This window comes from Mesorhizobium caraganae, from assembly GCF_016836705.1.
Taxonomy (GTDB): domain Bacteria; phylum Pseudomonadota; class Alphaproteobacteria; order Rhizobiales; family Rhizobiaceae; genus Mesorhizobium; species Mesorhizobium caraganae.
The window spans coordinates 79,461-103,953 of sequence record NZ_JAFCGY010000010.1; the positions used below are offsets into that span (position 1 = coordinate 79,461).

Here is a 24,493-nt window from a genome sequence, read left to right on the forward strand (position 1 = left end):
TGCCCTGCGGCCATGCCCGATATCAGGGGATAGTCCATGTTCGTGACATCTGCCTTTGCGCAAGAGTCCGCACCCGCCACCGAAGGCGCCCACACCGGCACGGAAGGCGACACGCATTCCGGCACCGGCGTGCCGGCTGAGGCGCACGGCATGTTCCCGCCATTTGACCCGGCGACGTTCCCGTCGCAGCTTCTGTGGCTGGCGATCACGTTCGGGCTGTTCTACCTGTTCCTGAAGAAGGTGGTGATGCCGCGCCTCGGCGGCATCCTCGACGTGCGCAGCGATCGCATCACGCAGGACCTCGACCAGGCCGCCAGGCTGAAGGGCGAGGCTGACGCTGCCGTTGCTGCTTACGAGCAGGAACTGGCGGAAGCCAAGGCCAAGGCCAATACGATCGGCCAGCAGGCCAACGACGCGGCCAAGGCCGAAGCCGAAGCTGCCCGCAAGAAGGTCGAGGCCGCGCTCGACAAGAAGCTCGGCGAGGCCGAGGCCAGCATTGCTTCCATCAAGGCCAACGCCATGAAGGAAGTCGGCACGATCGCCGAGGACACCGCTTCGGCCATCGTAGAAGCGCTTGTCGGCGGCAAGACCGGCAAGGCCGAGATCGCGGCGGCCGTCAAATCCGTGGCCCGCTGAGGAGCACATCATGGACGCCACATCGCTAGCGACGCTCTGGGCCACCGTCGCCCTTATCATTTTCCTCGGCATCGCCGCCTACATCAAGGTACCGGGGCTAATGGCCAAGGCGCTCGACGCCCGTGCCGCCAAGATCAGCAACGAGCTTGATGAAGCCCGCAAGCTGCGCGAAGAGGCCCAGCAGCTGCTCGGCCAGTACCAGAAGAAGCGCAAGGAAGCCGAGCAGGAGGCCGCGGCAATCGTCGCCGCCGCCAGGCGCGAGGCAGACATGCTTGCCGCCGAAGCGCACAAGAAGACCGAGGACTATGTTGTCAGGCGCACCGCGCTTGCCGAGCAAAAGATCGGCCAGGCCGAGCGCGAGGCAGTCGCCGAAGTACGCGCCAGCGCCGTCGACATCGCCGTCGAGGCAGCCCGCACGCTGCTTGCGGCCAAGGTCGATGCCAAGGCCGGCGCCGACCTGTTCAAGTCCGCGCTGCAGGACGTGAAGGCCAAGCTGAACTGAGCGGGGTTAGCTCGCTGACATGAAGCCGCCCGGGCAACCTGGCGGCTTTTTTGTTTTGGAGGCGCGGCGCAGGAGATTGGCGAAGGCGGTTGTGCGCGTAATCTCCCCCCTTGAGGGGGAGATGGCCGGCAGGCCAGAGGGGGTCGCCGCGCGTCAAGCGCTGGCCTTCTTTGCTGAAAATGGCGTCGCGCCCGGTCGGACCGACCCCCTCTGTCGCCTCTGGCGACATCTCCCCCCTCAAGGGGGGAGATTACCTTCATTCCAACCCGGCAAAACCCTCTTCTTCCGCCACCTCAGCCCCGCCCAGCCTGAACGGCGCGAACGACGCGCGGTGCAGCCTTGCCACCGGCCCATGCGCTTCGATCGCCGTGCGATGCCGGACCGTGGCGTAGCCCATATGGACCTCGAAGCCGTAACGGTCGTGGTGGCTGCCGCAACCGCACATCATGCGGTCGCGCATCACCTTGGCGACGATCGAGGCGGCGGCGATCGACTGCGAGCGCTGGTCGCCCTTGATCAGCGCGCGGCCCTCGCAGAGGAGACCCGGCGGTACGTCGCGGCCGTCGGCCAGCGCCAGCTTCGCCTGGATCGGCAGGCCGGCGAGGGCACGGCGCATCGCCTCCAGGCTCGCCTTGAGGATGTTGCTGCCGTCGATGCCTTCGGCGCTCACCGAGGCCATCGACACGCCGAGCGCGGAGCCGAGGATTTTCAGGAACAGCGCCTCGCGCTGCAAATGGTTGAGGCGTTTGGAATCGTCGAGGCCGTCGGGAATGTTGGCGGGATCGAGGATCACCGCTGCCGCCACCACCGGCCCGGCCAGCGGACCGCGGCCGGCCTCATCCATTCCTGCCACAGGCCACAGGCCTTCGGCCATCGCCTTCGTCTCGAAGGAGAAGTCGGGCTTCTCGACGATTTCGAAAAGAAGCGGAGAATCGGAACGGGCGCGAGCCATGTTGCGGCGAGGTTCGCATCGGCTCCGATTCTCCGCAAGTCCCTCCAGGGTCCGGTGGGGCAAGACCGGGAGGGCACCGTCTGCAGGCCGGGGGACAGGCCGGACGGAATTCTTGTTTCCTGCCAGCCACTAGAGCAGGCAGGCGACGGTTTCAGAGCAGCATCAGTTGCTCGGTTGCATTGGCGGCTGCGACAAAATGATCGGTTCTGAGCGTTCGCCGCTCGGCATTGAGGCCGAGCCGCTTGGCAGTGATCTCGAAGCGTCGGCCGATCTGCCAGGCATAGGGTCCGGCGCCTTTCATGCGCTTGCCCCATTCCGAATCGTAATCCTTGCCGTCGCGCATCGAACGGATCAGCGACATCACGTGCCGGTAGCGGTCGGGATAGTGGCGCAGCAGCCAGTCCTTGAAGATCGGCGCCACTTCCAGCGGCAGGCGCAAGATGACATAGCCGGCCTCGCGGGCGCCGGCGGCGCGTGCCGAATCGAGGATGCGCTCCATCTCCTGGTCGGTCAGGCCGGGGATGATCGGCGCCACCATGACCGAGGCCGGAATGCCTGCATCCGAAAGCTGCCTTATCGCCTCCAGCCGCTTGGTCGGCGTTGACGCGCGCGGCTCCATGGTGCGCGCCAGCATGCGGTCCATCGTCGTCACCGACAGCGCCACCTTGGCAAGCCCGCGTTCGGCCATGCGTGACAATATGTCGATGTCGCGCGTCACCAGATGGGATTTGGTGACGATGCCGACCGGATGACCGCGCGCCTCCAGCACTTCGAGGATCTCGCGCATGATCCGGTATTGCTTCTCGATCGGCTGGTAGGGATCGGTGTTGGTGCCGATGGCGATGGTGCGCGGCTGGTAGCCGTCCTTAGACAGTTCCTTGTCGAGCAGCCGCGCCGCATCCGGCTTGGCAAACAGCTTCGATTCGAAATCCAGCCCCGGCGACAGGCCCATGAAGGAATGGGTCGGCCGGGCGAAGCAATAGACACAGCCATGCTCGCAGCCGCGATAGGGGTTGATCGAACGGTCGAAGGAAATGTCGGGCGATTCGTTGCGGGTGATGATCGTGCGCGGCTTCTCGACCTGCACCTCGGTCTTGAACGGCGGCAGTTCCTCCAGCGAATTCCAGCCATCGTCGAACACATGCCGGCTGACGGGCTCGAAGCGACCGGATGGATTGATGCCGGCCGAACGGCCGCGGTTGCGGTCCGGACGGACGCGCATGCCGCTCTGTTCGATCATGGCATTGGCCATCTCGGCTCTTCCTGCCCCGAAGGCTGCAATGTCCGCACGCACGATATGTTCCATTTTCGCCCTCTCCCAGGGACTGTCGGCCGGCTGTCGATTCGGTCTGTTCATGAAAATAATCCTATTTTGCCGACGAGAACAAAGCAAGAACTTTTTTATTGTGCAATGCAAAACTGGCGCTGCGCCAGGCTTTCCGCTATTCGGCTAAATATGCTTAGCGTTCTTATCGAAACCCGAGATGACGAAGAGGGCCTTGCCCGCACGCTCGCCTCGCTGATCGGCGGTGCGGTCGAGGGCGTGGTGCGCGATGTCATCGTCTGCGACACCGGCTCGACCGACCAGACGCATCGTGTCGCCGATCACGCCGGCTGTCACTTCGTCGCCGGCGGCATTCCAGCCGGGATCCGGCAGGCGAAAGGCGACTGGCTGCTGTTTCTGGAACCTGGCGCGCGGCTTTCGGAAGGCTGGACCGATGACGTTGTCGCCCACACGGCGCGGCAAACCATGCCGGCGCGCTTTTCCCGTTCGCGCGGCAGCCGCACACCGTTCCTGGCGCGGGTTCTCCAGGGAAACCGCGCGCTGGCCGAAGGGCTGGTCATCAGCAAGCGGCAGGCCGCTTCCCTGTCGAAGAACGCGCACAGCGCCGAAGCTCTTGCGCGCGGTCTTGCCACCAGGCGGCTGGACGCCGAAATCTGGGTGGCGCCGAAGAAATAACACCGAATTTTGCGGCGACTGCCGCTATTGTGCATTGCACAAAATCTGACGTGGGATTAGCATTCCATCGATGCGGGATATCAGGGTTTGGGTAATGCGGGAGCGGTAGAAACCGTTTTTTCGTCGGCTGCCGCTCATACCTGAGGACCCCGATGAACCTTTCGACCCCTGACAAATCCGGCGCCGCCAGCCTGGAAGCCATTGCCCGCAATGGCAGCCTGCTCCGCCGCATCGCCGTGCGCATCCCGACCTATCTCAAGGATATGCGCGAGAACCCGGCCTGGCTGCCAATGTTCGTGCTTGCCCGCACCATGCCGGCGCGCAAGCTGCACTGGCTGGGCGCCAAAGCCGCGCGCCCGGCGCAGAGTGTCGGAGCTACGATGTTCAAGGGCGTCGAGCTCAACTCGATCGTCGAAACGCTGCGCAGCGATGGGTTGTTCTCTGGTCTGATGCTGCCGCAGGCGATCCATGAGGAGATCGCCAGCTTCGCGCAAAGCACGCCATGCTTCGGCAATTTCGATCGCCGGCTCGAATTCATGCCTGGGGATCATGGCGAGGCCGAGAAGCGTTTCGACCGCTCCTTGCTCAGCGGCCACTATTTCGAGCGCATCCTCGGCTGCAAGGCGGCGCTCGCCATCCAGAGCGATCCGCTTCTGCTCGACATCGCCCAGCACTATCTCGGCGGGCAGGCAAAGCTGATCACGACGCGCGTCTGGTGGAGCTTTCCGACCGGCGAGGCCTCCGATGCCGACAAGAACCTTGCCTCCCTCGGAAAATACCATTTCGATCTCGACGACTGGCGGATGCTGAAATTCTTCTTCTACCTGAAGCCTTGCGATGCCGGCACGGGCCCGCATGTGTACGTGAGGGGCAGCCACAACATGCGCAGCCTCAAGCACCAGCTGACGCTGCTGGTCGGCCATCCGGCGGAAGAGGTGCTCAAGGTCTATGGCGACGACAGCCCGGTCACGCTGACCGGCGAGGCAGGTCTCGGCTTTGTCGAGGACCCGTTTGGCTTCCACATGGGCACCGTGCCGTCACGCACGCCGCGGCTGATGATGGAGGTCGGCTTCGGCGTATCGCCGCCCTCGCGCCGCCGCTTCCACGGCGAACCGGTCATCCGCTGACCTTGATCTCCACCGGCATCCAGCGCGCCTGCCGCCGGGCGATGCGGCCCTCGCGGCTCTCGGCATCATAGTCCATTGGAACCGGCTCGCGGCTGAACCGCAATCGGTCGTCCAGCGCATTGACGATGACGATCGCCCTCGGGTCGCCACCATCGGTGGTCACTGCCGCGACATAGACGCCGCAGTCGCGGCAGATGAGATAGTCGGCGGTGCGCAATCCGAACCGGTATCGGTGCAGTCGGGCTTCATCCTCGACGGAGACGATCAACCGTCCCTGCGGGTCAGCGGCAGCGCGCGAGCCATGCCGGACACAGAACGCGCATTGGCAGGCGCGGATCTCCATGTCGGATGGTTCGATGCCAGTTTCGAATGTCAGGTGGATGGCGCCGCAATGGCAGCCGCCGTGATACGTTCTCATCGGATCATTCCGCCTTGAGTGACTTGGCCGCAGACTACGCCTTCGGCAACTCGCAGGAAATGACCTCTCGAAGGCGTAGCTGCCATTCCGCCTGACAAAAGCAGCGCTGAACCGCTATCCGCCTTGCTTTACGAGCCGGCCTTGCCGCGCCGCAAATGCTCGTCCAGGCGAGGCATGATCTCGACGAAGTTGCAGGGCATGTGGCGGTAGTCGAGCTGCGGCTTCAAGATGCCGTCCCAGGCGTCCTTGCAGGCGCCGGGCGAGCCGGGCAGCACGAAGACGAAGGTGGCGTTGACGACGCCGCCGGTCGCCCGGCTCTGGACGGTGGAGGTGCCGATCTTGTCGTAGGAAATGCGATGAAACACTTCGGAAAAGCCGTCCATGCGCTTTTCGAAGATCGGCTCCAGCGCCTCCGGCGTCACGTCGCGGCCGGTGAAGCCGGTGCCGCCGGTGGTGATGACGACATCGATCTCCTTGTCCCGGGACCATGCCAGGACCGTATCGCGGATCTTTTCACGATCGTCGGTGACGATGTCGCGCGCGGCGAGGACATGGCCGGCCTCGGTGATGCGATCGGCCAGCGTCTGGCCGGATTTGTCGTCGGCGAGGCTGCGCGTATCGGAAACCGTCAGCACCGCGATGCGCACCGGGATGAAGGGGCGGCTCTCGTCAATTTTGGCCATCAATTCCCTCCGAAGCGATGCTGCGCGTCGCCGCAACGAACCAGTCCGGTTCGCGGCTGCGGATCTCGGCGGCGGCGCGCTTGGCGACATTGCCGGTCTCGAACAGGCCGAAGCATGTCGCGCCGGACCCCGACATGCGCGAGAATCCCGACCCGGCCCGGTTCAACAGGGAAAGCGCTCTGCCGATGGGCGGCTGGATCGCCTGCGCCGGGGCTCCGAGATCGTTGCGGGTGATCTCCAGCCAGTTGCGCATGCTGTGGAAGTCGAAGCCGCGCGGCAACGGCGGCAGTGCTTCATTGTCGCGTTTCTCGAGCGCGTTGAAGACGTCGGGCGTTGAAACGGCGACCCCGGGATTGACCAGCACCAAAGCGAGCGCGGGAAAATCCGGCACCAGTGACAGCTCGTCGCCGACACCGCGCGCGACAAGCGGTTTTGCGGAAAGACACATCGGCACATCGGCGCCGAGCGTGAGACCAATCCGCACCAGTTCGGCCTCGCCGATGTCGAGCCCCCATGTCCGGACGAGACCGCGCAGCGCCGCCGCGGCGTCACTCGAACCGCCGCCGACACCGGAGGCGACCGGCAGGTTCTTTTCCAGCCGGACGGCAACCGGCGGCGTGCTCTGCTGGCCTGCCCGGCTGCGCAGCGCCTCGCGCGCCCTCACCACCAGATTGCTGTCGTCGACAGGCACGGAAGTCGCGTAGCGGCCCGCTGCGGAGAACCGGTCGCTGTCGGCAGGTTCGATCTCGACCCTGTCCCCGAAGCGGGTGAAAACGACCAGGCTCTCAAGCAGATGATAGCCGTCGGCACGCCTGCCGGTGACATGCAGCGCCAGATTTATCTTGGCGGGTGCCAGCCATGTCCGGGCTGCGGCATCCACAGTGTCGGCTGTTGACGGGATGATGCTCAGTCCTTGGCCAGGCGGTATTCGCCGGTCTTGGGATCCTTGACCAGCGTGCCGTTGGCGCCGTTGGCCGCCTGCTTTTCGGTGCGCCGGACCTTAGCGGTCACGCGCTCGGCCTCGCGGATGAAGGTGCGGTAGCCGAAATAGGCGGCGGCGCCGACAATCGCGAAGAAAATGATCTGCGGCATCTCAAAACTCCTCCCTCGCAAGGCGGCAAGGCAGACTGTCAAGCCCTCATGCTAGACGCTTTCCCCGCTTTTTCAAAGCCCGAAGCGCGCCCATAATGCGCGCTCTTCCGCCGCATCGATCATGCCGCTGGCGGCAGCGGCAGCAATATCGGGCGCCGAAAAGTTCGAGCCGAACAGGCCGATGCGGCCGAACAGGCCGCGCGGGGCCGTGATCAGCCGAAGCTGGGTTTTCGCCCCGAAACGGGTCTTGAGCACGGTTCGCATATCGTTCAACGCATCGACAAGGCCAAGCTCCAGCCCCTTCTTGCCGGTCCAGAACAGGCCGGTGAACAGGTCCGGATCGTCCTTCAGCTTGCTGCCGCGGCGCTCCTTGACCAGGTCGATGAAGGTCTCGTGCACTTCGAGCTGCAGCGCCTTCAGGCGCTCGATATCTTCCTTCTTCTCCGGTTTGAACGGATCGAGCACCGCCTTGTTCTGACCGGCGGTGTGGACGCGGCGCTCAACGCCGATCTTCTTCATCAGTTCGGGAAAACCGAACGAGGCCGAGACCACGCCGATCGAACCGACGATGGAGGACGGATCGGCAAAGATCTCGTCGCCGGCAACCGCGATCATGTAGCCGCCCGAGGCCGCCACGTCCTCGACGAAGACCAGTACCTTTTTGTTCTTCTCGACCGCCAAGTCGCGGATGCGCTTGAAGATCAGCCGCGACTGCACCGGCGAGCCGCCGGGCGAATTGATCGAGATGGCGACGGCCGGCGCGTCGAACAGGAACGCCTTTTCGATGAGGGCGGCTGTGGAGGCGAGCGACAGGCTCGGTCGGAACTGGCCGCCACCGGCCATGATCGTGCCGTGCAGCCTGATGACGGGAATGGTGACGACACTGGAGCGCCAGGATTTCGGCAGCAGGCGGTTGAAAAGGCGTTTCACGAGGTGGCTGTCTCCAGTGGCAAAAGAGCAAGATAGATCAGTTTTGGAAGAAATTCCTCGGGCGGCGCGGATCTTGCTCTGGGCATGTAGGGATTTGCTGGCCAACGGCAATGCCGCGGTTTTGGGGCGAATGCATGTCGCGCTGCCGCTTTGCGGCAACGGCATGCTCAGCCCCAAATCAATCGCTGAACAGCGATGCCAGTCCGTTGTTGATCATCTCGGTCCGTTCCGACGGGCCGTCGCCTGTCGTGGCATGCAGCATCAAAGGCGGGCGGATCGACAATTTGCCGCGCGCGCCGAGCGCTGCCCTGACGATAATGCGGATCGCGGCTGCTTCCGGCCGCGGATGGACGGCCAGCATCTCGGCGTCGCCGAAGCGGCCCGACATCGCATCGAGGAGGTCGCCGAGCTGTTCGGGCCGCGCAATGACGGCCAGGCCGCCGCGCGGCCTGACCACCGCGGCCGCACTTCTGATCCAGTTCTCGAACAGCCCGTCTTCCATCACATGCGCCTGCCGGCGCAGCGGATCGGGCGTGGCGCGGTCTTGCGCCCCGTTGAAAGGCGGGTTCATGATGACGAAGTCGAAGGAATTGTCGGCAAGGCCGGCCTGCGTGCGCGCCCGGCCCGACAGCGTGACATCGGCTGTCAACACCGAGGCGCGGTTGCCGAGATGTGCATTGCCGGGATGGGCGAGTGTCGTCGCGGCGAACCCCGCCATCTCGGTCGAGCGTTCGACAAGCACGACCTCAGCCGCTGGGCAGCGAGACAGCACGGCCAGGCCCGCGGCGCCCGCGCCGGCGCCGAAATCGGCAAGCCGCCCGGCAAAGGCGGACGGCACCGCCGCCGCCAGCATCATGGCGTCCATGCCGGCGCGATGGCCGGTCGTGGGCTGCACCAGCCAGAAGCGGCCGCGATGGAAGGCATCGACCGTGTGGGCCGGCGTGTCACCGGCGAGGGCGCTCGCTTCAGCCATTATTTCTGGCGGATTTCGTTCTCGATGCCGGCGTCTTTCAGGATACGCCGCGCCTGATCGGCCTGGTCGGCGTCGACCATGACGCGCTTCTGCAAAAGACCGATCGACCCTTCGAGAATGCTCATATTCTGATCGGCGACGAAGCAGGCAATCCCGGCATCGCGCATCAGCGATTCGACAAAGGAGATGATCACGGCATCGTTGGTGCGGACGAGTTCTATCATCGGACGAAGTTCGCAGGTTGCATCGTTGATGTAAACGCTGGAGCATGGTGCCGAAAAGTATGAAGCGGCTCTAGGGGTTGACACGTCGTCACCGCAGCCGCGCCAATTCGCCTCTTGCCGTGCCGGTATGTGCCGCCCTAGAGTCCGGGGTGGGACCAGGGTGCCGTCGCACACGTGATCAAGACGGGAGTGTTTGTTGGTGGGTGTCGTTCTCAACATCGAAAACGGGAAGCGGGAACCCGCTTCCATCAAGGATCTCATCGAGCTGACATCAGCCGATATGGGCCGCGTCAACGAATTGATCCTGTCCAAGGCCGGCTCCGACGTCGAGATGATTCCGGAGGTCGCCAACCATCTGATCTCGTCGGGTGGCAAAAGGCTGCGCCCCATGCTCACGCTCGCCGCCGCCCAGATGTTCGGCTATTCCGGCGAGGGCCACGTCAAGCTCGCCACCTCGGTCGAGTTCATGCACACCGCCACGCTGCTCCATGACGATGTCGTCGACGAGAGCGGCATGCGCCGCGGCAAGAAGACCGCCCGCATGATCTGGGGCAACCAGGCCAGCGTGCTGGTCGGCGATTTCCTGCTCGGCCAGGCTTTCCGCATGATGGTCGATGTCGGCTCGCTCGAAGCGCTCGACATCCTGTCCAGCGCCGCCTCCATCATCGCCGAGGGCGAGGTGATGCAGCTGGCCGCCGCCAAGAACCTCGACACCACCGAGGACGAGCATTTCGCCGTCATCAAAGCCAAGACCGCCGCACTGTTCTCGGCCGCCGCCGAGGTTGGCCCAGTCATCGCGCTGGCGACGCGCAACGATCGCGCCGCACTACGCTCCTACGGCATGAATCTCGGCCTTGCCTTCCAGCTCATCGACGATGCGCTGGATTATGGCGGCTCCAGCCTGGAGCTGGGCAAGAATGTCGGCGACGATTTCCGCGAGGGCAAGGTGACGCTGCCGGTGATCCTCGCCTACCGGCGTGGCACCAAGGCCGAACGTACCTTCTGGAAGCGCGCCATCGAGGACAATGTCACCGACGATGCCGGGCTGGAAAAGGCGATCGGCCTGATGACCCGCCATGGCGCGATTGCCGACACGATCGGGCGAGCCCGCCATTTCGGCGAGATCGCCCGCGACGCGCTGGCGCCGCTGGAAGCGACGCCGCAGAAATCGGCGCTGATCGACGTCATCGACTTCTGCATCAGCCGGGTGAACTGACCGGCGCCTGGCGCGCCGAGCGATTTTGCCGCGAAATCGCACAGCGGCCGGCTCGACAAAGCGGCACGCCGCAAATTATCTATAAAACATGGCAAAGACCGCAGACGACACCATAGCCGTGCGCATCAGCAAGGTGCTGGCCGACCGCATCATATCGGGCGCGATCGAGCCGGGGGCGCGGCTGCGGCAGGATCACATCGCCGAGGAATTCCAGACCAGCCATGTCCCGGTGCGCGAGGCCTTCCGGCGTCTGGAGGCGCAGGGGCTGGCAATCGGCGAGCCCAGGCGAGGCGTGCGCGTCGCTGCTTTCGACCTCGGCGAGGTCAGGGAAGTCGCCGAAATGCGGGCGGCGCTCGAAGTTCTGGCGCTGCGCAACGCCGCGCCGCACCTGACGGCGGCCATTCTCAACCTTGCCGAAGAAGCCACAAAGGCCGGCGACAAATCCCGCGATGTCCGCTCCTGGGAGGAGGCCAACCGCACTTTCCACCGGCTGATCCTGGCGCCCTGCGGCATGCCGCGGCTCATCGCCACCATCGACGATTTGCATGCGGCAAGCGCGCGCTTCCTGTTCGCCGCCTGGCGCTCGGAATGGGAAATCCGCACCGACCAGGATCACCGCGCAATTCTCAACGCCCTCAGGCAAGGCAACATCGAATCGGCCGCTGCCACCCTTGGCCGGCACGTGCAGTGGATCGGCCAGAAGCCGGTCAAGACCGCCTCCGGCAAGATGCGCGAAGCCTTCGCCATCGTCGGCTAGCCGCGCGGGACGCGGATCTACGATCAACGCTATTTCGGATGGGCTCCCAGCCTTTTTCAGGGCGAGGGGTTGCCATCCCCGTGCAAATATGGATTCGATAATAGATCGAACAACAAAATTATCTATAATTTGAAACCAGCCAGGGAAGCCGCCATGACCGACATCGCTTTTTCGCCCGCCAAGCCCTCCTTCAGCCCGTTGCGCCTGCAGACCCGCTCGCTTGGCTGGCAGGTCGGAGCCGTCGTCCTCGGCACGCTGTTTCTGGCGCTGTCGTCCTACATCGAAGTGCCGATGGTCCCGGTCCCGGTAACCATGCAGACTTTCGCCGTGACGCTGATCGGCGCGCTCTATGGCTGGCGGCTTGGCGCCATTACCATTGCGGCCTGGCTCGTCGAGGGCGCCGTAGGCCTTCCGGTTCTGGCCGGAGGGGCTGCGGGTGCGTCGCATTTCGTCGGACCAACGGGCGGTTATCTCTTCGCCTTCCCGCTTGTCGGCGCGCTCGTCGGCTGGCTGGCCGAGCGTGGCTGGAATGGCAGCCGCGTGCTGCTCGCCTTCGCCGCCATGGTCCTCGGCAACCTCGCCTGTCTGGTTCTCGGCACCGCCTGGCTCGCCGTCATGATCGGCCTCGAACAGGCCATCACCTTCGGTTTCCTGCCGTTCCTCGTCGGCGGTCTGCTGAAGTCGGCGCTCGGCGCCGCGACACTCAAGCTCTTCTCCGGCAATAAGACCGAACCGGCTGGGAAGGCATCATAAGGACCGATGACCGTCAGACTGCGCTCCCATCATCTGCTTTGCCTGCTGACCTATGTCGGCAAAGGGTACAGCGCAGCTTTCATCGCCAACTATGACGCGATCGCGAAACGTCTTGGCCGGGGCGAGGATGTTCTGATCGTCTCCGGCCCAGACGACATCTGCCAGCCGATGCTCGGCGAGGCCGAATCCCACTGTTCGGGGGAAAGCGCCGCCGGCCGGGACGAGTTGGCGGCACGCGACGTCGGTAAACTGCTGGCCCGGCCGATCCAGGCCGGCGCCAGCTTCAGCCTCGACGCGGCAACGCTCGCCAGCCTGCGCGCCGCCTTTTCAACCGGCGTGACGCGTGAGGCCTGCCAGGGTTGCGAGTGGGCCGGCCTGTGCAGCACTGTCGCGGCAGGCGGATATCGCGATGTCAGGGTGTAGCTCCCAACCCTGATCTGCTATTATCCCGAACCGACAGTGTGTGCGTTGCCATGGTTTGTTAATCGGGTGACCCGATTGTGAATTCGGCCCGGATTGAAGCCTGACCCCAAAAAGGCCATGCTTTGTCCGGAAACATCGAGTCTATGGCGGTCCCGCCTGTTTGCGGGTCGCGTCTGGCTGAAAGGGATACGATGCGGCAAGGACGTGCGCGCTGGCTCGCGGGGCTGGCAATTGTGGCAGGGATGGCGATTTCTCCGCTGCCCGCCTACGCCAAGGAATCGACCGACCCGGTCAAGATCACATCCTTCTCGGGCGCCTATCTCGCCGCCCGCATCGCCGAAGGCGACAACGACCTCGACAATGCCATCGCCTATTACAAGCAGGCGCTGGCTTTCAATCCCGGCGACACCTCGCTGCAGCAGAGCCTGATGCTGTCGCTGATCGCGCAGGGGCGCTTCGAGGAATCGCTTGTCTATGCCGACAAGCTCAAGGAAGTTCCCGATGTCGAGCGCTTCTCGCGGCTGGCGCTGGCGGTCGATTCCTTCCACAAGAAGGATTTCACCAAGGCGCAGTACTGGCTCAAGCTGTCGCTCGAATCCGATCTCGACCGGTTGATTTCCGGCGTCATGTCTGGCTGGGCACAAGAGGGCGCCGGCAATGCCACCGAGGCGATGGCCTCCATCGACAAGCTGCAGGGGCCTGACTGGTTCGGTCTGTTCAAGTCCTTCCACCGCGCGCTGATCGCCGATGCCTCAGGCATGTCGGACAAGGCCGATGCGCTCTATGACGCGACCCTGACCGACACCACGGCCGGCGGTGCTGCGCCCGAGACATGGATGCGCAACGCCCAGGCTTATGCGTCTTTCCTGGCCCGCAAGGGCGACAAGAACAAGGCGCTCTACGTGCTCGACAAGGCCGAGGCGTTCGCGCCCGGCAAGCTGGACATCCAGGCGCTTCGCGACAGGATCACCAAGGGCGACAAGATCGAGCCCTTCGTCTCCAGCCCGTCGGAAGGCGCCTCCGAAATCCTGCTTGACCTCGCCATCGCGCTCAATCGCGGCGGCGGCGAGCCCTTCGTGCGCCTCTATCTGCAATATGCGCTGGCGCTGAAGCCCGACAGCGACGCCGCTTTGGTACAGCTTGCCGCCGTTGCGGAGCAGCTGAAGGACGGCGAAGGCGCCATTGCGCTCTATCGCCGTATTCCGGCCTCCTCGCCGCTGAAGGAGCTTTCCGACTTGCAGCTCGGCCTCAACCTTGCCGATCTTAACCGTCACGATGAGGCGATCGCCCATCTGAAGGCCTTCGTCGACGCCCACCCCGACGACATGCGCGCCTATCTGGCGCTGGGCGGGGTCTATGCCTCGAAGGAGGATTTCCGCTCCGCCGCCACCCTCTACGATAAGGCGGTCGCGGTGCTGAAGACGCCGACCAATGCCAACTGGAACATCTATTACCAGCGCGGCATCGCCTATGAGCGGCTGAAGGAATGGCCGAAGGCCGAACCGAATTTCCGCAAGGCGCTGGAACTGTTCCCCGACCAGCCGCAGGTGTTGAACTATCTCGGCTATTCCTGGGTCGACATGAACATGAACCTCAAGGAAGGCCTGGCGATGATCCAGAAGGCCGTCGACCTCAGGCCAAGCGATGGCTACATCGTCGATTCGCTGGGCTGGGCCTATTTCCGCATGGGCCGGTTCGACGACGCCGTGCGCGAAATGGAGCGCGCCGTGTCGCTGAAGCCGGAAGATCCGGTGCTCAACGACCATCTCGGCGATGCCTACTGGCGCGTCGGCCGCAAGCTCGAAGCCACCTTCCAGTGGAACCAGGCGCGTGACTTGAAGCCCGATCCCGATGTGCTTGCCACCTTGCAGCAGAAACTGATGAAGGGGCTGCCGCCGATCGAATCCAACACCGCGCAGGAAACCCCGAAGGTCAAGCCGGTCGCACCGGCGCCTGCGCCGAAGGGGTGAGGCAAGTCATACGTCTGATTAAACGGGGCTCGCTAGGCCCCGTTTTTATTTTCAGAACATTTTTCGATAGACGACAAACCCCGAAAGCTCCCCGATCTTGTCGTAAAGCTTCATCGCCGTGTGATTGGTCTCGTGCGTCAGCCAGTAGACGCGGCCCGAGCCTGCGGCTTGCGCCCGCTCGTACACGCCTTCGATCAGCGCCCGGCCAACGCCTTTGCCGCGCGACGCTTCGGTGGTGAAAAGGTCCTGCAGATAGCAGTTCGGCGAAATCGCCGTAGTGGTGCGGTGGTAGAGATAGTGCACAAGGCCGAGAAGCTTGCCTTCGCTCTCGGCCACCAGCGCATGCATTGGCTCATAGGCATCGAAGAAGCGCGACCAGGTCATTGCGGTGATGTCGCCGGGCAGGGCGGTTTCTCCCGAGCGGCCGTAAAAAGCGTTGTATCCGTCCCACAGCGGCAGCCATTGCTCGTAATCCTGCCGCGTGACGGGGCGCACGATGGACTGGCCTTGCATGGCTGAACCTTTGTCGGTGGAACTGAGCTCAGCAGACTGCCGTCGGCGCCGTCCGGCAATGGGCCAGCGAGAAGCAAAGCGTTCAACCTCTCGGGCAAGGCGGCGTAAGGCGCTGCCTTGACGCTTGCCGGCCCGGCAACTGGATCGGGCCGACGTTCGGTTGAATCGTCGACCTGATCCAGTTGCTTTTTAGAGCATGATCCCGAAAACCGGTTTCCACTTTTCGGGATCATGCTTTAAGGGAATGTCTTCTTTTTCGCGCTTTGCGAGGCCGCCGTGACGTCAGACCATATGCATCCCAGCCGCTCGTTCCAGGGGCTGATCCTGACCCTGCACAATTACTGGGCCGCCTATGGTTGCGTCATCCTGCAGCCCTATGACATGGAGGTCGGCGCCGGCACCTTTCATCCGGCAACCACGTTGCGCGCGCTCGGACCCCGCGGCTGGAACGCCGCTTATGTCCAGCCCTCTCGCCGGCCGAAGGACGGCCGCTATGGTGAAAACCCCAACCGGCTGCAGCATTATTACCAGTATCAGGTGATCCTGAAGCCCAACCCGCCGAATCTGCAGGAGCTCTATCTCGGCTCGCTCGAGGCGATCGGCGTCGATCCGCTGCTGCACGACATCCGCTTCGTCGAGGACGACTGGGCAAGCCCGACGCTGGGTGCCTGGGGACTTGGCTGGGAGTGCTGGTGCGACGGCATGGAAGTATCGCAATTCACCTATTTCCAGCAGGTCTGCGGCATCGAATGCGCGCCGGTGGCCGGAGAACTGACCTACGGCCTGGAGCGGCTGGCCATGTATGTGCAGGGCGTCGACAATGTCTACGACCTCAACTTCAACGGTCGCGAAGGTGCTGAAAAAGTCACCTACGGCGAGGTCTTCCTGCAGGCCGAACAGGAATATTCCAGGCACAATTTCGAATATGCCAACACCGCCATGCTGCTCCGGCATTTCGAGGACGCCGAAGCCGAATGCAAGGCGCTGCTGGCGGCCGGCGCTCCGGCCTCGAACGACAATCTGCCGATGCACCGCATGGTCTTCCCGGCCTACGACCAGTGCATCAAGGCAAGCCATGTCTTCAACCTGCTCGATGCGCGCGGCGTGATTTCGGTGACCGAGCGACAGAGTTACATCCTGCGCGTACGCAATCTGGCGAAAGCCTGCGGCGAGGCGTTTTTGCTGACTCAAGCCGGCGGACTGGCGGCCTAGCTCAAGGCTGCGATTTGGATGGTGGCGGCGCTCGGCTTTGCGCCTTGAGCGCTTGCGCTATCGATCGTCCGCATGGCCTGCCGCACGCCCGGCATCGAGAAGGCGCCATGGGCCTGCGCGGCGAAACAGGCGCTGAGCGCGATGATCTGAAGAAGTCTCGATGCCGTTTTCATGGTCGTTCAGCCAATAGGTCCCTGCCTGAGCGTTGGTCGCTTCAGCGCTGCATTTGGTTCATGGAAATCTTTGATCCAAGGACGGGCGGGGTCGGCACGTCCCGACAGGGTGCTGAGAATTTCTGGAAACAGCGACCAGCCGAGTTGCTGTGCGCCCCTACCTCCCCCTAGATGGGGGAGGTCGCCGCGAAGCGGCGGGTGGGGGTGATAGCTGATCGTCGAGGTAGATGGTTTCCACCACGGTTTTGATGATCAACAGAGTCATGACGAAGCGAGAACCAGATGGTTTGAAAGCCAGGGCTACAGAGTCATCCGCTTCTGGAACCATGAAATCAAAAACGAACTGGATTCCGTACTCGATACAATCTATGCGGCGGTGGAAGAACGGAAATCACACCTGCGTTTGCGCGATGGTGCCGAAGGTATCGGCGGCTGAGAGGTCGCCACCCCACCCCGGCGCTACGCGCCGACCCTCCCCATCAAGGGGAGGGTGGGAGCTTAACCATGCCTGACTTGCTCTTAGAACTTCGCTCCGAGGAAATACCCGCCCGCATGCAGCGCAAGGCGGCGGGCGATCTCAGGAAGATGCTGACCGACGGTTTGGTAGAGGCGGGCCTGACCTATGACGCGGCGCGCGAATATTGGACGCCGCGGCGCCTCACGCTCGATATCAGGGGGCTGACCGCGCGTTCGAAGGATATCCACGAAGAGATCAAGGGGCCGTCGACGACGGCGCCGGAACAGGCGGTGCAGGGATTTCTGCGCAAGGCAGGCCTTGCCTCGGTTGCCGAAGCCCATGTCCATTCCGACCCGAAGAAGGGCGATTTCTACGTCGCCCATATTTCGAAGCCGGGCAGGGCGGCGGAAGTGATCATCGCCGAACTGGTGCCGGCCATCATCCGCAGCTTCCCCTGGCCGACATCGATGCGCTGGGGGCCGGCTTCGGCCAAGCCCGGCTCGCTGCGCTGGGTGCGGCCGCTGCAGACGATCCTGTGCACTTTCGGTCCCGAGACCGAGGAGCCGGTCGTGGTCGATTTCGAGATCGACGGCATCCGCTCGGGCAACGTCACCTACGGCCACCGTTTTATGGCGCCCGGTGAAATCACCGTGCGCCGCTTCGACGATTACGTGACCAAGCTGGAAGCGGCCAAGGTCGTGCTCGATGGCGACCGCCGCAAGGAGATCATCCTGGCGGACGCCCGCAACCTCGCCTTCGCCAACGGGCTCGATCTGGTCGAGGACGAAGGGCTGCTGGAAGAAGTGTCGGGCCTTGTCGAATGGCCGGTGGTGCTGATGGGCGAATTCGAGCAGGCCTTTCTCGCCATTCCGCCTGAAGTTGTCCGGCTGACCATCCGCGCCAACCAGAAATGCTTTGTCACCCGCCCGCAGGGCGATGGCGAAAACCTCTCCAACCGCTTCATTCTCACCGCCAACATCGAGGCGAAGGATGGCGGCAAGGAGATTGCCCACGGCAATGGCAAGGTGGTGCGCGCGCGCCTGTCGGACGCGCTCTATTTCTGGAGGACGGACCAGGGCGATCTGCCCGATCTGGAGCAGCTCGAGGCATCGGCGAAGAAGTTCGGACTCGATCTGAAAAAGCCGCTCGACCAGCGCATGGCCCGCCTCGACCATCTCAATGTGACTTTCCACGCCAAGCTCGGCACGCAAGGCGAGCGGGTGGAGCGGATCAAGCGGCTGGCCGAAGAGCTGGCGCCAACAGTGGCGCAGTCAATCTCCCCCCTTGAGGGGGAGATGGCCGGCAGGCAAGAGGGGGTCGCTTCGGCTGCCGCGACGCGGTCTGGCCTCTCGAAGAAAGAGGGAGTCAGCGCTTCACGCGAGACGACCCCCTCTGTCGCCTTCGGCGACATCTCCCCCTCAAGGGGGGAGATTACCGCGCTCGCCGGGCGTGCGTCTGTGCTGTCGAAGGCCGATCTGACAACCGAAGTGGTCGGTGAGTTCCCCGAACTGCAAGGCGCCATGGGCCGCAAATACGCGCTGCTGCAGGGCGAGCATCCGACGGTGGCTGCGGCCATTGAAGAGCACTACAAACCGCAAGGCCCATCAGACCGTGTACCAGCTGATCCGGTTTCGATCACTGTCGCACTCGCAGACAAGCTCGATACGCTGGTCGGGTTCTGGGCGATCGATGAAAAGCCGACCGGTTCGAAGGACCCCTACGCTTTGCGACGGGCGGCGCTGGGCGTGGTTAGAATATTGATTGAGAACCGTATCCGTTTAGCGCTGACATCCATCTTCGAGAGCGCTTACGAGTGGGCGAATTATCTCAATAAGAATGCTGCTGCAACGCTGGAAGTGAAGGCGGAGCAGATATATCGCTCCGATCTCCTCGCCTTCTTCCACGACCGCCTGAAGGTCTATCTCCGCGATCAGGGCGCCCGCCACGATCTTATCGACGCGGTCATCACGCCGCAGTCGGACGACCTCTTGCAGATCGTGCGCCGCGTCGAAGCGCTGGGCTCCTTCCTCGACACCGAGGACGGCAAGAACCTGCTCGCCGGGACCAAGCGCGCGGCCAACATTCTGGCTGCCGAGGAGAAGAAGAAAACGGCCATCGCCGAAACCGTTGAGCCGACGCTGTTTCGCGAAGAGGCCGAGAAATCGTTGTTTGCGGCGGTGAATCAGGCTGAGAAGCAAGCCGGCGAAGCGATTCAAAACGAAGACTTTTCCGCCGCCATGCTGGCGCTTAGCGTGTTGCGTGAACCCGTTGATTCATTCTTTGAACGCGTTCTCGTGAATGATGAAGACCAGGCCATGCGCGCCAACCGCCTGGCGCTGCTCGCCCGCATCCGCGCGGCCACCGATCAGGTCGCGGATTTCTCCAGAATAGCTGGCTAAAGGCGCGGGAATAACGCCAAAAATTTTCTCCGCCGCCGGCCGTTCGAGCCGGCTTACAGTCATATGGCGATGATCTCTCCGTGGCAAAAAGGACATGTTCCCAACCCCCACGGAGGCTTCCATGAATTCCGCTCACGACATCGAAGTGACAGAAGAAACCTCGGGCACTCCCGAGGCGCTTGAATCCGCTTCCGAAAACATTCTCGACCATGCCGCCGCCACGGCGATCGAGGCCGCCGACCTGTCGGATGACGAGGAAAGCGATGACGAAGACAGCGACGAATCGGACGATGAAGAAGGTGACGAAACCACCGCTTCTTCCGACGACGATGAGGACGAGGAAGACGACGAAGACGAAGACGACGACAAAGAAGAGTCCGAAGACGGCGACGACAAGAAGGAAGCTGCCTGAGCTTTCAGGCGACTGGCATCAAGCAAGAAGGGCGGCGTTCACACACCGCCCTTCTTGTTCTTGAGGCCGACCTTGTCGGTCCTTTTGAAACTGACTTTGTCAGTCCTCCCGAGGCTGACTTTGTCAGTCCTCCCGAGGTTGACGAAGTCAATCCTCTAAAATGCTGACATGCACGCTGTCTGAATAGACGTCGACCTGGATCAGCGGCTCGCCGTTGACGATGGCGCGCCGTGTCGAGGAACTCATGGCGCCGCTGCGCTTCAGCATGCGCTCCAGATACGCGCGGTCGTCATTGCTCCCGAACCAGTCGTCGCCCTGGTCGTCGGCGTCGCGCCGGTGAAACTTGTGCCAGTTGGCGCGGTCCTGCCGCACCATCTGCGCCGCACTGCTCAGCTCGTAGCCGTCGCTGGCATGGTGGTCGCGATCGGAAATACGCGCGACATAGGACCCCAGCATGTCGTCACCGGCCTGCGCGCTGCCGACGCCCAGAAATGACGCCAGCAACAGGCCGGCCACGGTCAATGATTTCGCCTTGTTCATGATACCCCCTTGCTCACTTGAAACCCGGCGCGCTCGTGCCAAAACCGATTAGCGAAATTGGGGCCGCCGCCGCCAGGCCGATCGTGCGCCGGGGCGTCGATCGGCGTCAAGCGGACTGGCCGACTGTTTCGGCCGAATGGCTTACTCGGCTTTGCCGACGCCCTGGATCGGCTGCTGCGGCGTTGCCGCCGGCTGTGGCGCCGCCGGCTGCGACTCGGGCTTGCCGTTCGACGCCGTCGCCGTCCCGGCGGGTGCGGTCTCTGCCGCGGGCTTCGTATCCGCTGTGGGTGCCGCGGTAGCGGTGGCGGTTGCCTTGGCCGGTGCCGGCGCGGCGAACGCGCCGCCGACGATGCCGCCGCGAATGATCATCGGGGCCTGGCCATGCCTGGGCTTTTCGGGAATCGCCGCGACCTTTTCATAGGTTACGTCGGGTTGCGGATCGCCAAGCGCGACGATCGATGGCGACGAGGCGATCTTCATCGGTTCGGGTGTGCCGACCTTGATGACCGATGGCGTGGATTTCGAGACGCCGAGAAAGACGATCGACGAGGCCTGCGCCCCACCGGTCATCGCCGCCAGGGTAAAACCAAGCGCTCCAAGCACACGCATCGACATCGAAACCATCCCCTTGCCCAACAAGCCGCCAGCCTTGACTCAGAAACCCTTACCCCCAGTGGATTGATGCCGGCTTGCAGGGAAACATAACATTTTAGGCATTGATAATTCGCCAACGCCGGCTTGCCCGAAAATCACTGCCGTATTAGGTCCGGCGCCTGTGAGGTGATGCGAGTGGCTGAGATACTACCCGTCGGCGAAGCGATGGAACGGGCGCTGGCGCTGCTCGAGGGCGGCGACGTCGTCGCCATCCCGACGGAGACCGTCTACGGGCTGGCCGGCGACGCCACCAATGGCGTTGGCGTCGCTCGCATCTTCGAAGCCAAGGGCCGGCCGCGCTTCAACCCGCTGATTGCCCATGTCGCCGATCTCGCCATGGCCGAGCGCATTGCGATCTTCGATCCGATGTCGAAACGCCTGGCCGAGATGTTCTGGCCGGGGCCGCTGACGCTGGTGTTGCCGCAGCAGGCCGGTAACGGCATCCATCCGCTGGTCACCGCCGGGCTGGATACGATCGCGCTGCGCATGCCCAGGGGGTTCGGCGGCGAGCTGATCGCAAGACTCGGCCGGCCACTGGCCGCGCCCAGCGCGAACTCTTCGGGCAAGATCAGCGCCACCACGGCGCAAGCCGTAGCGGCCGATCTCGGTGCGAGAATCCGGCTGGTGGTCGATGGCGGGGCCACTCCGGTCGGGCTGGAATCGACCATCGTCAAGGTCGAAGGCAACATCGTGCGGCTGCTGAGGCCGGGCGGCATCGCCGCCGCCGACATCGAGACGGCCGTCGGTACCAAGTTGCTGCGCGGCGCCATATCAGGCATCGAGGCGCCAGGCATGCTGGCGTCGCATTATGCCCCGGGCGCATCGGTGCGGCTCAATGCACAAAAGGTGGCCGAAGGCGAGGCCTTGTTGGCCTTTGGTGGTGACCGCGCCGAGGGCTGGCAAGCGGCCGTCGCCTTGCGCAACCTGTCCGCATCAGGCGACCTGCGCGAAGCCGCAAGCAATCTCTTCGCCCATCTGCAGGAGCTCGACCGCAGTGGTGCGGCGACGATCGCCGTCGAGCCGATCCCGGTCGATGGGCTGGGCGAGGCGATCAACGACCGGCTGATTCGTGCCGCCGCCCCACGTGACAAGCTCGACTGAGCGCCATAGTTTCTGCCCATGAACGACGCACCCTTCGATCTCGACCCCGCCCTCATCGACCGCTTCGCCGCAATCGTCGGCGACAAATATGCACTGCGTGACCAGGCCGATATCGCGCCCTACCTCACCGAGCGTCGCGGCCTGTGGCACGGCAGGACAGGGCTCGTGCTGCGGCCCGGCAGCGTCGACGAGGTCAGCCGGATCATGCGGCTGGCGAGCGATACGGGAACGCCCGTCGTGCCGCAGAGCGGCAACACCGGGCTGGTCGGCGCCCAGGTCCCGGACGCGTCCGGTCGCGAGATCGTGCTGTCGCTGTCGAGGCTGAACCGCATCCGCGAGATCGACGTGTTCTCCAACACGGTGACCGTCGAGGCCGGCGTCATCCTGCAGACGCTGCAGGAAGCGGCCGACGCCGCCGATCGTCTGTTTCCGCTGTCGCTTGCCGCGCAGGGCTCCTGCCAGATCGGCGGCAATCTCTCGTCCAATGCAGGCGGCACCGGGGTGCTTGCCTATGGCAATGCGCGCGAACTCTGCCTCGGCGTTGAAGTGGTGCTGCCGACCGGCGAGGTGTTCGACGATCTGCGCAAATTGAAGAAGGACAACACCGGCTACGATCTGAAGAACCTGTTCGTCGGCGCCGAAGGCACGCTCGGCATCATCACTGCGGCGGTGCTGAAACTGTTCCCGAAGCCCAAGGGCCGTGAAGTCGCCTTTGCCGGCCTGTCGTCGCCGGAAGCCGCGCTGTCATTGTTCAGCCTGGCCATGGATCGGGCAGGGGCGGCACTCACCGCCTTCGAACTGATCGGCCAGCGTCCTTATGATTTCACGCTGCGCCACGCGCAGGGCGTCACCCGGCCACTGGCCGAGGACTGGCCCTGGTATGTGCTGATGCAGGTGTCGTCGGGCCGCTCGGCCGAGGACGCCAGGGGGCTGATCGAGGAGGTGCTGTCGGAAGGTCTCGAGCAAGGCATTGTCGGCGACGCGGTGATCGCCGCAAGCCTGGCGCAGGGCGACGCCTTCTGGAATTTTCGCGAGGTGCTGCCGGATTCGCAAAAGCCCGAAGGCGCTTCGATCAAGCATGACATTTCGGTACCGGTGGCATCCATACCGGCGTTCATCGCCAAGGCTGCCGGCGCTGTCGCCTCGGTCAGCCCGCAGGCGCGCGTCGTCTGCTTCGGCCACATGGGCGACGGCAATCTCCACTACAACATCTCCCGGCCGGAGGGAGGTGACGATGAAGCGTTTCTCGGCCTCTATCACGCCATGAACCATGCCGTGCACGATGTCGTGCGCGCCTTCCACGGTTCGATCTCGGCCGAGCACGGCATTGGCCAGTTGAAGCGTGATGAGCTGATCGCCACCGCGCCGCCAATGGCGATCGACCTGATGCGCCGGGTGAAGGCCGCCTTCGACCCGGCCGGGATCATGAATCCCGGTAAGGTTATCTGATCCTTTCAGCATCTTGTGGCTGGTCTCATTCCGATAACCATCCACTGAGATCAGCAAAATTTAACCGACTTTCTTAAGCGCAGCGGTAAGGAGCCGGCGCTACTGTTTCGCCATAACGAGGCCGGGAAAACTGGCCCGGTGAGAACCGCAAAACGGCTCTCAGGAGAAACACAGGAAGGCAGTAGATGAACAGTGTACTGAAGCCCGTCTGGGCCGGGCGCAACATGCGTCTTGACCCATTCCGCCTGCCGCAAGTGGTGAGTTATGCCACGCGCGACGACTATGGCGACGTTACCTTCACCATCGACCAACGAGGCGCCGTCATTCGCCGCACGCTCGAGATGAGCGGCGTGCCGGCGATCATCGCACTGCCCGCCAATGCGTTTCGCGGCGTCGCTGCCCGCGCGATGGAGGATCCGGAAGGCAATGTCACGGTAACCCTGGAACTCCTGCACAACGACCCGATGCTGTCGGTGCCGCTGCTGGTGGCCGACGATCTCGACGACGTCGCCGCCGACTGGCGCGCCTGGGCCGATGCCTATCGGCTGCAGATGCTGCTGATCGAATCCGACGGTATTGCCCGCACGCTCGAAGAATCGCTCGGCGCCGCCATCAAGGCGCTGCCGGCCAAGGATCGCCGCAAGGGCCGGGTCTCGACCACGCGCCGTCCGCGCTTCCTCGCCCGCCGCAGGGCCGGCGATCTCGGCCTGCGACTGGTCATCGACGGCGAAGAGATCATTTCGCGGGAGTAGTTTCTCTTCACACGCGCCGGCGATTGGCGAAACCGCCAATGACAGCCTTCTTCTCCCCGTCACTATACGGGGAGAAGTGCCCGGCAAGGCGATGAGGGGCAGCGCTGACCACGCTGGTTTTCTACTTCAACGAATTTCACCTTGCCTCGAAGCTTGGCGCTGCCCCTCATCCGGCTGCCGCCACCTTCTCCCCGTATAGTGACGGGGAGAAGGGA

At 63.8% G+C, this 24,493-nt stretch carries 28 protein-coding genes; 16 read left to right on the plus strand and 12 right to left on the minus strand.

Annotated elements, in window-relative coordinates:
• The first annotated feature begins 36 nt into the window (after nucleotides 1-36).
• The gene (locus JQK88_RS18675; protein ID WP_192256218.1) at nucleotides 37-636 is read left to right on the plus strand and encodes a F0F1 ATP synthase subunit B; all 600 of its coding nucleotides are present in this window, start codon (nucleotides 37-39) and stop codon (nucleotides 634-636) included.
• Nucleotides 637-646: 10 nt separating this feature from the next.
• On the plus strand, nucleotides 647-1,138 hold the full coding sequence (locus JQK88_RS18680) for a F0F1 ATP synthase subunit B (RefSeq protein WP_203279067.1): 492 nt from the start codon (nucleotides 647-649) through the stop codon (nucleotides 1,136-1,138).
• Nucleotides 1,139-1,394: 256 nt separating this feature from the next.
• Here the strand turns inward: JQK88_RS18680 and rnhB are convergent, their stop codons facing one another.
• Both rnhB and JQK88_RS18690 read right to left on the minus strand, forming a co-directional pair.
• Entirely contained in the window at nucleotides 1,395-2,090 is a 696-nt protein-coding gene (gene rnhB, locus JQK88_RS18685) for a ribonuclease HII (protein ID WP_192256222.1), read from the minus strand.
• A 151-nt stretch (nucleotides 2,091-2,241) separates the two neighbouring features.
• Nucleotides 2,242-3,396 carry a PA0069 family radical SAM protein gene (locus JQK88_RS18690; protein ID WP_181058382.1) on the minus strand — a complete coding sequence of 385 codons (1,155 nt, stop codon included), beginning with the start codon at nucleotides 3,394-3,396 and terminating at the stop codon, nucleotides 2,242-2,244.
• Between the two features lie 150 nt (nucleotides 3,397-3,546).
• On the opposite strand from JQK88_RS18690, the gene JQK88_RS18695 reads away from it, so the two are divergent.
• Nucleotides 3,547-4,050, plus strand: coding sequence for a glycosyltransferase (locus JQK88_RS18695; protein WP_192256224.1), 504 nt, complete (start codon nucleotides 3,547-3,549; stop codon nucleotides 4,048-4,050).
• Nucleotides 4,051-4,202: 152 nt separating this feature from the next.
• Entirely contained in the window at nucleotides 4,203-5,177 is a 975-nt protein-coding gene (locus JQK88_RS18700; protein WP_192256226.1) for a hypothetical protein, read from the plus strand.
• Here the strand turns inward: JQK88_RS18700 and JQK88_RS18705 are convergent.
• From JQK88_RS18705 to JQK88_RS18735, 7 genes are all read right to left on the minus strand, one after another.
• On the minus strand, nucleotides 5,167-5,595 hold the full coding sequence (locus tag JQK88_RS18705; protein ID WP_192256228.1) for a GFA family protein: 429 nt from the start codon (nucleotides 5,593-5,595) through the stop codon (nucleotides 5,167-5,169). The two genes, JQK88_RS18700 and JQK88_RS18705, sit on opposite strands and share 11 nt — an antisense overlap.
• Before the next feature lie 128 nt (nucleotides 5,596-5,723).
• Nucleotides 5,724-6,278 carry a molybdenum cofactor biosynthesis protein B gene (moaB, locus tag JQK88_RS18710; protein ID WP_112567011.1) on the minus strand — a complete coding sequence of 185 codons (555 nt, stop codon included), beginning with the start codon at nucleotides 6,276-6,278 and terminating at the stop codon, nucleotides 5,724-5,726.
• The gene (locus tag JQK88_RS18715) at nucleotides 6,265-7,158 is read right to left on the minus strand and encodes a 4-(cytidine 5'-diphospho)-2-C-methyl-D-erythritol kinase (RefSeq protein ID WP_203279068.1); all 894 of its coding nucleotides are present in this window, start codon (nucleotides 7,156-7,158) and stop codon (nucleotides 6,265-6,267) included. The genes moaB and JQK88_RS18715 overlap by 14 nt, the downstream gene beginning before the upstream one ends.
• A 26-nt stretch (nucleotides 7,159-7,184) precedes the next feature.
• Entirely contained in the window at nucleotides 7,185-7,370 is a 186-nt protein-coding gene (locus JQK88_RS18720; protein ID WP_112567004.1) for a hypothetical protein, read from the minus strand.
• A 72-nt stretch (nucleotides 7,371-7,442) separates the two neighbouring features.
• On the minus strand, nucleotides 7,443-8,300 hold the full coding sequence (locus JQK88_RS18725) for a S49 family peptidase (RefSeq protein ID WP_192256234.1): 858 nt from the start codon (nucleotides 8,298-8,300) through the stop codon (nucleotides 7,443-7,445).
• A gap of 178 nt (nucleotides 8,301-8,478) precedes the next feature.
• Nucleotides 8,479-9,273, minus strand: a complete 795-nt coding sequence (locus JQK88_RS18730; protein WP_192256236.1) for a tRNA1(Val) (adenine(37)-N6)-methyltransferase — start codon at nucleotides 9,271-9,273, stop codon at nucleotides 8,479-8,481.
• Entirely contained in the window at nucleotides 9,273-9,497 is a 225-nt protein-coding gene (locus tag JQK88_RS18735) for a putative signal transducing protein (RefSeq protein ID WP_112567065.1), read from the minus strand. Before JQK88_RS18735 ends, JQK88_RS18730 begins: the two co-directional genes overlap by 1 nt.
• A 199-nt stretch (nucleotides 9,498-9,696) precedes the next feature.
• Here JQK88_RS18735 and JQK88_RS18740 point away from each other — a divergent pair, with 199 nt between their 5' ends.
• From JQK88_RS18740 to JQK88_RS18760, 5 genes are all read left to right on the plus strand, one after another.
• Complete coding sequence (locus JQK88_RS18740; protein ID WP_192256836.1) at nucleotides 9,697-10,713, plus strand: polyprenyl synthetase family protein; 1,017 nt, start codon at nucleotides 9,697-9,699, stop codon at nucleotides 10,711-10,713.
• Nucleotides 10,714-10,801: 88 nt separating this feature from the next.
• A complete protein-coding gene (locus JQK88_RS18745) occupies nucleotides 10,802-11,470 on the plus strand; it encodes a GntR family transcriptional regulator (protein ID WP_203279069.1) in 669 nt (222 codons plus the stop codon).
• Between the two features lie 153 nt (nucleotides 11,471-11,623).
• The gene (locus tag JQK88_RS18750) at nucleotides 11,624-12,223 is read left to right on the plus strand and encodes a biotin transporter BioY (RefSeq protein WP_203279070.1); all 600 of its coding nucleotides are present in this window, start codon (nucleotides 11,624-11,626) and stop codon (nucleotides 12,221-12,223) included.
• 6 nt (nucleotides 12,224-12,229) lie between these two features.
• The gene (locus JQK88_RS18755; protein WP_192256240.1) at nucleotides 12,230-12,646 is read left to right on the plus strand and encodes a DUF1284 domain-containing protein; all 417 of its coding nucleotides are present in this window, start codon (nucleotides 12,230-12,232) and stop codon (nucleotides 12,644-12,646) included.
• Nucleotides 12,647-12,837: 191 nt separating this feature from the next.
• Nucleotides 12,838-14,616, plus strand: coding sequence for a tetratricopeptide repeat protein (locus JQK88_RS18760; protein ID WP_203279071.1), 1,779 nt, complete (start codon nucleotides 12,838-12,840; stop codon nucleotides 14,614-14,616).
• A gap of 51 nt (nucleotides 14,617-14,667) precedes the next feature.
• Here JQK88_RS18760 and JQK88_RS18765 read toward each other — a convergent pair whose 3' ends face one another.
• Nucleotides 14,668-15,129 (minus strand): GNAT family N-acetyltransferase, encoded by a 462-nt coding sequence (locus JQK88_RS18765; RefSeq protein WP_203279072.1) that lies wholly within the window; start codon nucleotides 15,127-15,129, stop codon nucleotides 14,668-14,670.
• Nucleotides 15,130-15,420: 291 nt separating this feature from the next.
• Here JQK88_RS18765 and JQK88_RS18770 point away from each other — a divergent pair, with 291 nt between their 5' ends.
• From JQK88_RS18770 to JQK88_RS18785, 4 genes are all read left to right on the plus strand, one after another.
• Nucleotides 15,421-16,341, plus strand: a complete 921-nt coding sequence (locus JQK88_RS18770) for a glycine--tRNA ligase subunit alpha (protein WP_192256837.1) — start codon at nucleotides 15,421-15,423, stop codon at nucleotides 16,339-16,341.
• A 387-nt stretch (nucleotides 16,342-16,728) separates the two neighbouring features.
• The gene (locus tag JQK88_RS18775; RefSeq protein WP_312037304.1) at nucleotides 16,729-16,950 is read left to right on the plus strand and encodes an endonuclease domain-containing protein; all 222 of its coding nucleotides are present in this window, start codon (nucleotides 16,729-16,731) and stop codon (nucleotides 16,948-16,950) included.
• 68 nt (nucleotides 16,951-17,018) lie between these two features.
• Nucleotides 17,019-19,370, plus strand: coding sequence for a glycine--tRNA ligase subunit beta (gene glyS / locus JQK88_RS18780; RefSeq protein ID WP_203279073.1), 2,352 nt, complete (start codon nucleotides 17,019-17,021; stop codon nucleotides 19,368-19,370).
• Nucleotides 19,371-19,491: 121 nt separating this feature from the next.
• On the plus strand, nucleotides 19,492-19,782 hold the full coding sequence (locus JQK88_RS18785; RefSeq protein WP_192256248.1) for an ATPase: 291 nt from the start codon (nucleotides 19,492-19,494) through the stop codon (nucleotides 19,780-19,782).
• 147 nt (nucleotides 19,783-19,929) lie between these two features.
• On the opposite strand, the gene JQK88_RS18790 is transcribed toward JQK88_RS18785, so the two are convergent.
• Complete coding sequence (locus JQK88_RS18790; protein ID WP_192256250.1) at nucleotides 19,930-20,322, minus strand: hypothetical protein; 393 nt, start codon at nucleotides 20,320-20,322, stop codon at nucleotides 19,930-19,932.
• A gap of 141 nt (nucleotides 20,323-20,463) precedes the next feature.
• On the minus strand, nucleotides 20,464-20,937 hold the full coding sequence (locus tag JQK88_RS18795; RefSeq protein ID WP_192256253.1) for a hypothetical protein: 474 nt from the start codon (nucleotides 20,935-20,937) through the stop codon (nucleotides 20,464-20,466).
• A 174-nt stretch (nucleotides 20,938-21,111) separates the two neighbouring features.
• Between JQK88_RS18795 and JQK88_RS18800 the strand changes: the two genes are divergently transcribed.
• The 3 genes from JQK88_RS18800 (at nucleotide 21,112) to JQK88_RS18810 (ending at nucleotide 24,278) form a co-directional block, all read left to right on the plus strand.
• Nucleotides 21,112-22,077 (plus strand): L-threonylcarbamoyladenylate synthase, encoded by a 966-nt coding sequence (locus JQK88_RS18800; protein ID WP_312037303.1) that lies wholly within the window; start codon nucleotides 21,112-21,114, stop codon nucleotides 22,075-22,077.
• An 18-nt stretch (nucleotides 22,078-22,095) separates the two neighbouring features.
• Entirely contained in the window at nucleotides 22,096-23,526 is a 1,431-nt protein-coding gene (locus JQK88_RS18805) for an FAD-binding oxidoreductase (RefSeq protein WP_192256255.1), read from the plus strand.
• Between the two features lie 185 nt (nucleotides 23,527-23,711).
• On the plus strand, nucleotides 23,712-24,278 hold the full coding sequence (locus JQK88_RS18810) for a DUF6101 family protein (protein WP_192256257.1): 567 nt from the start codon (nucleotides 23,712-23,714) through the stop codon (nucleotides 24,276-24,278).
• The last annotated feature ends 215 nt before the right edge of the window (nucleotides 24,279-24,493 follow it).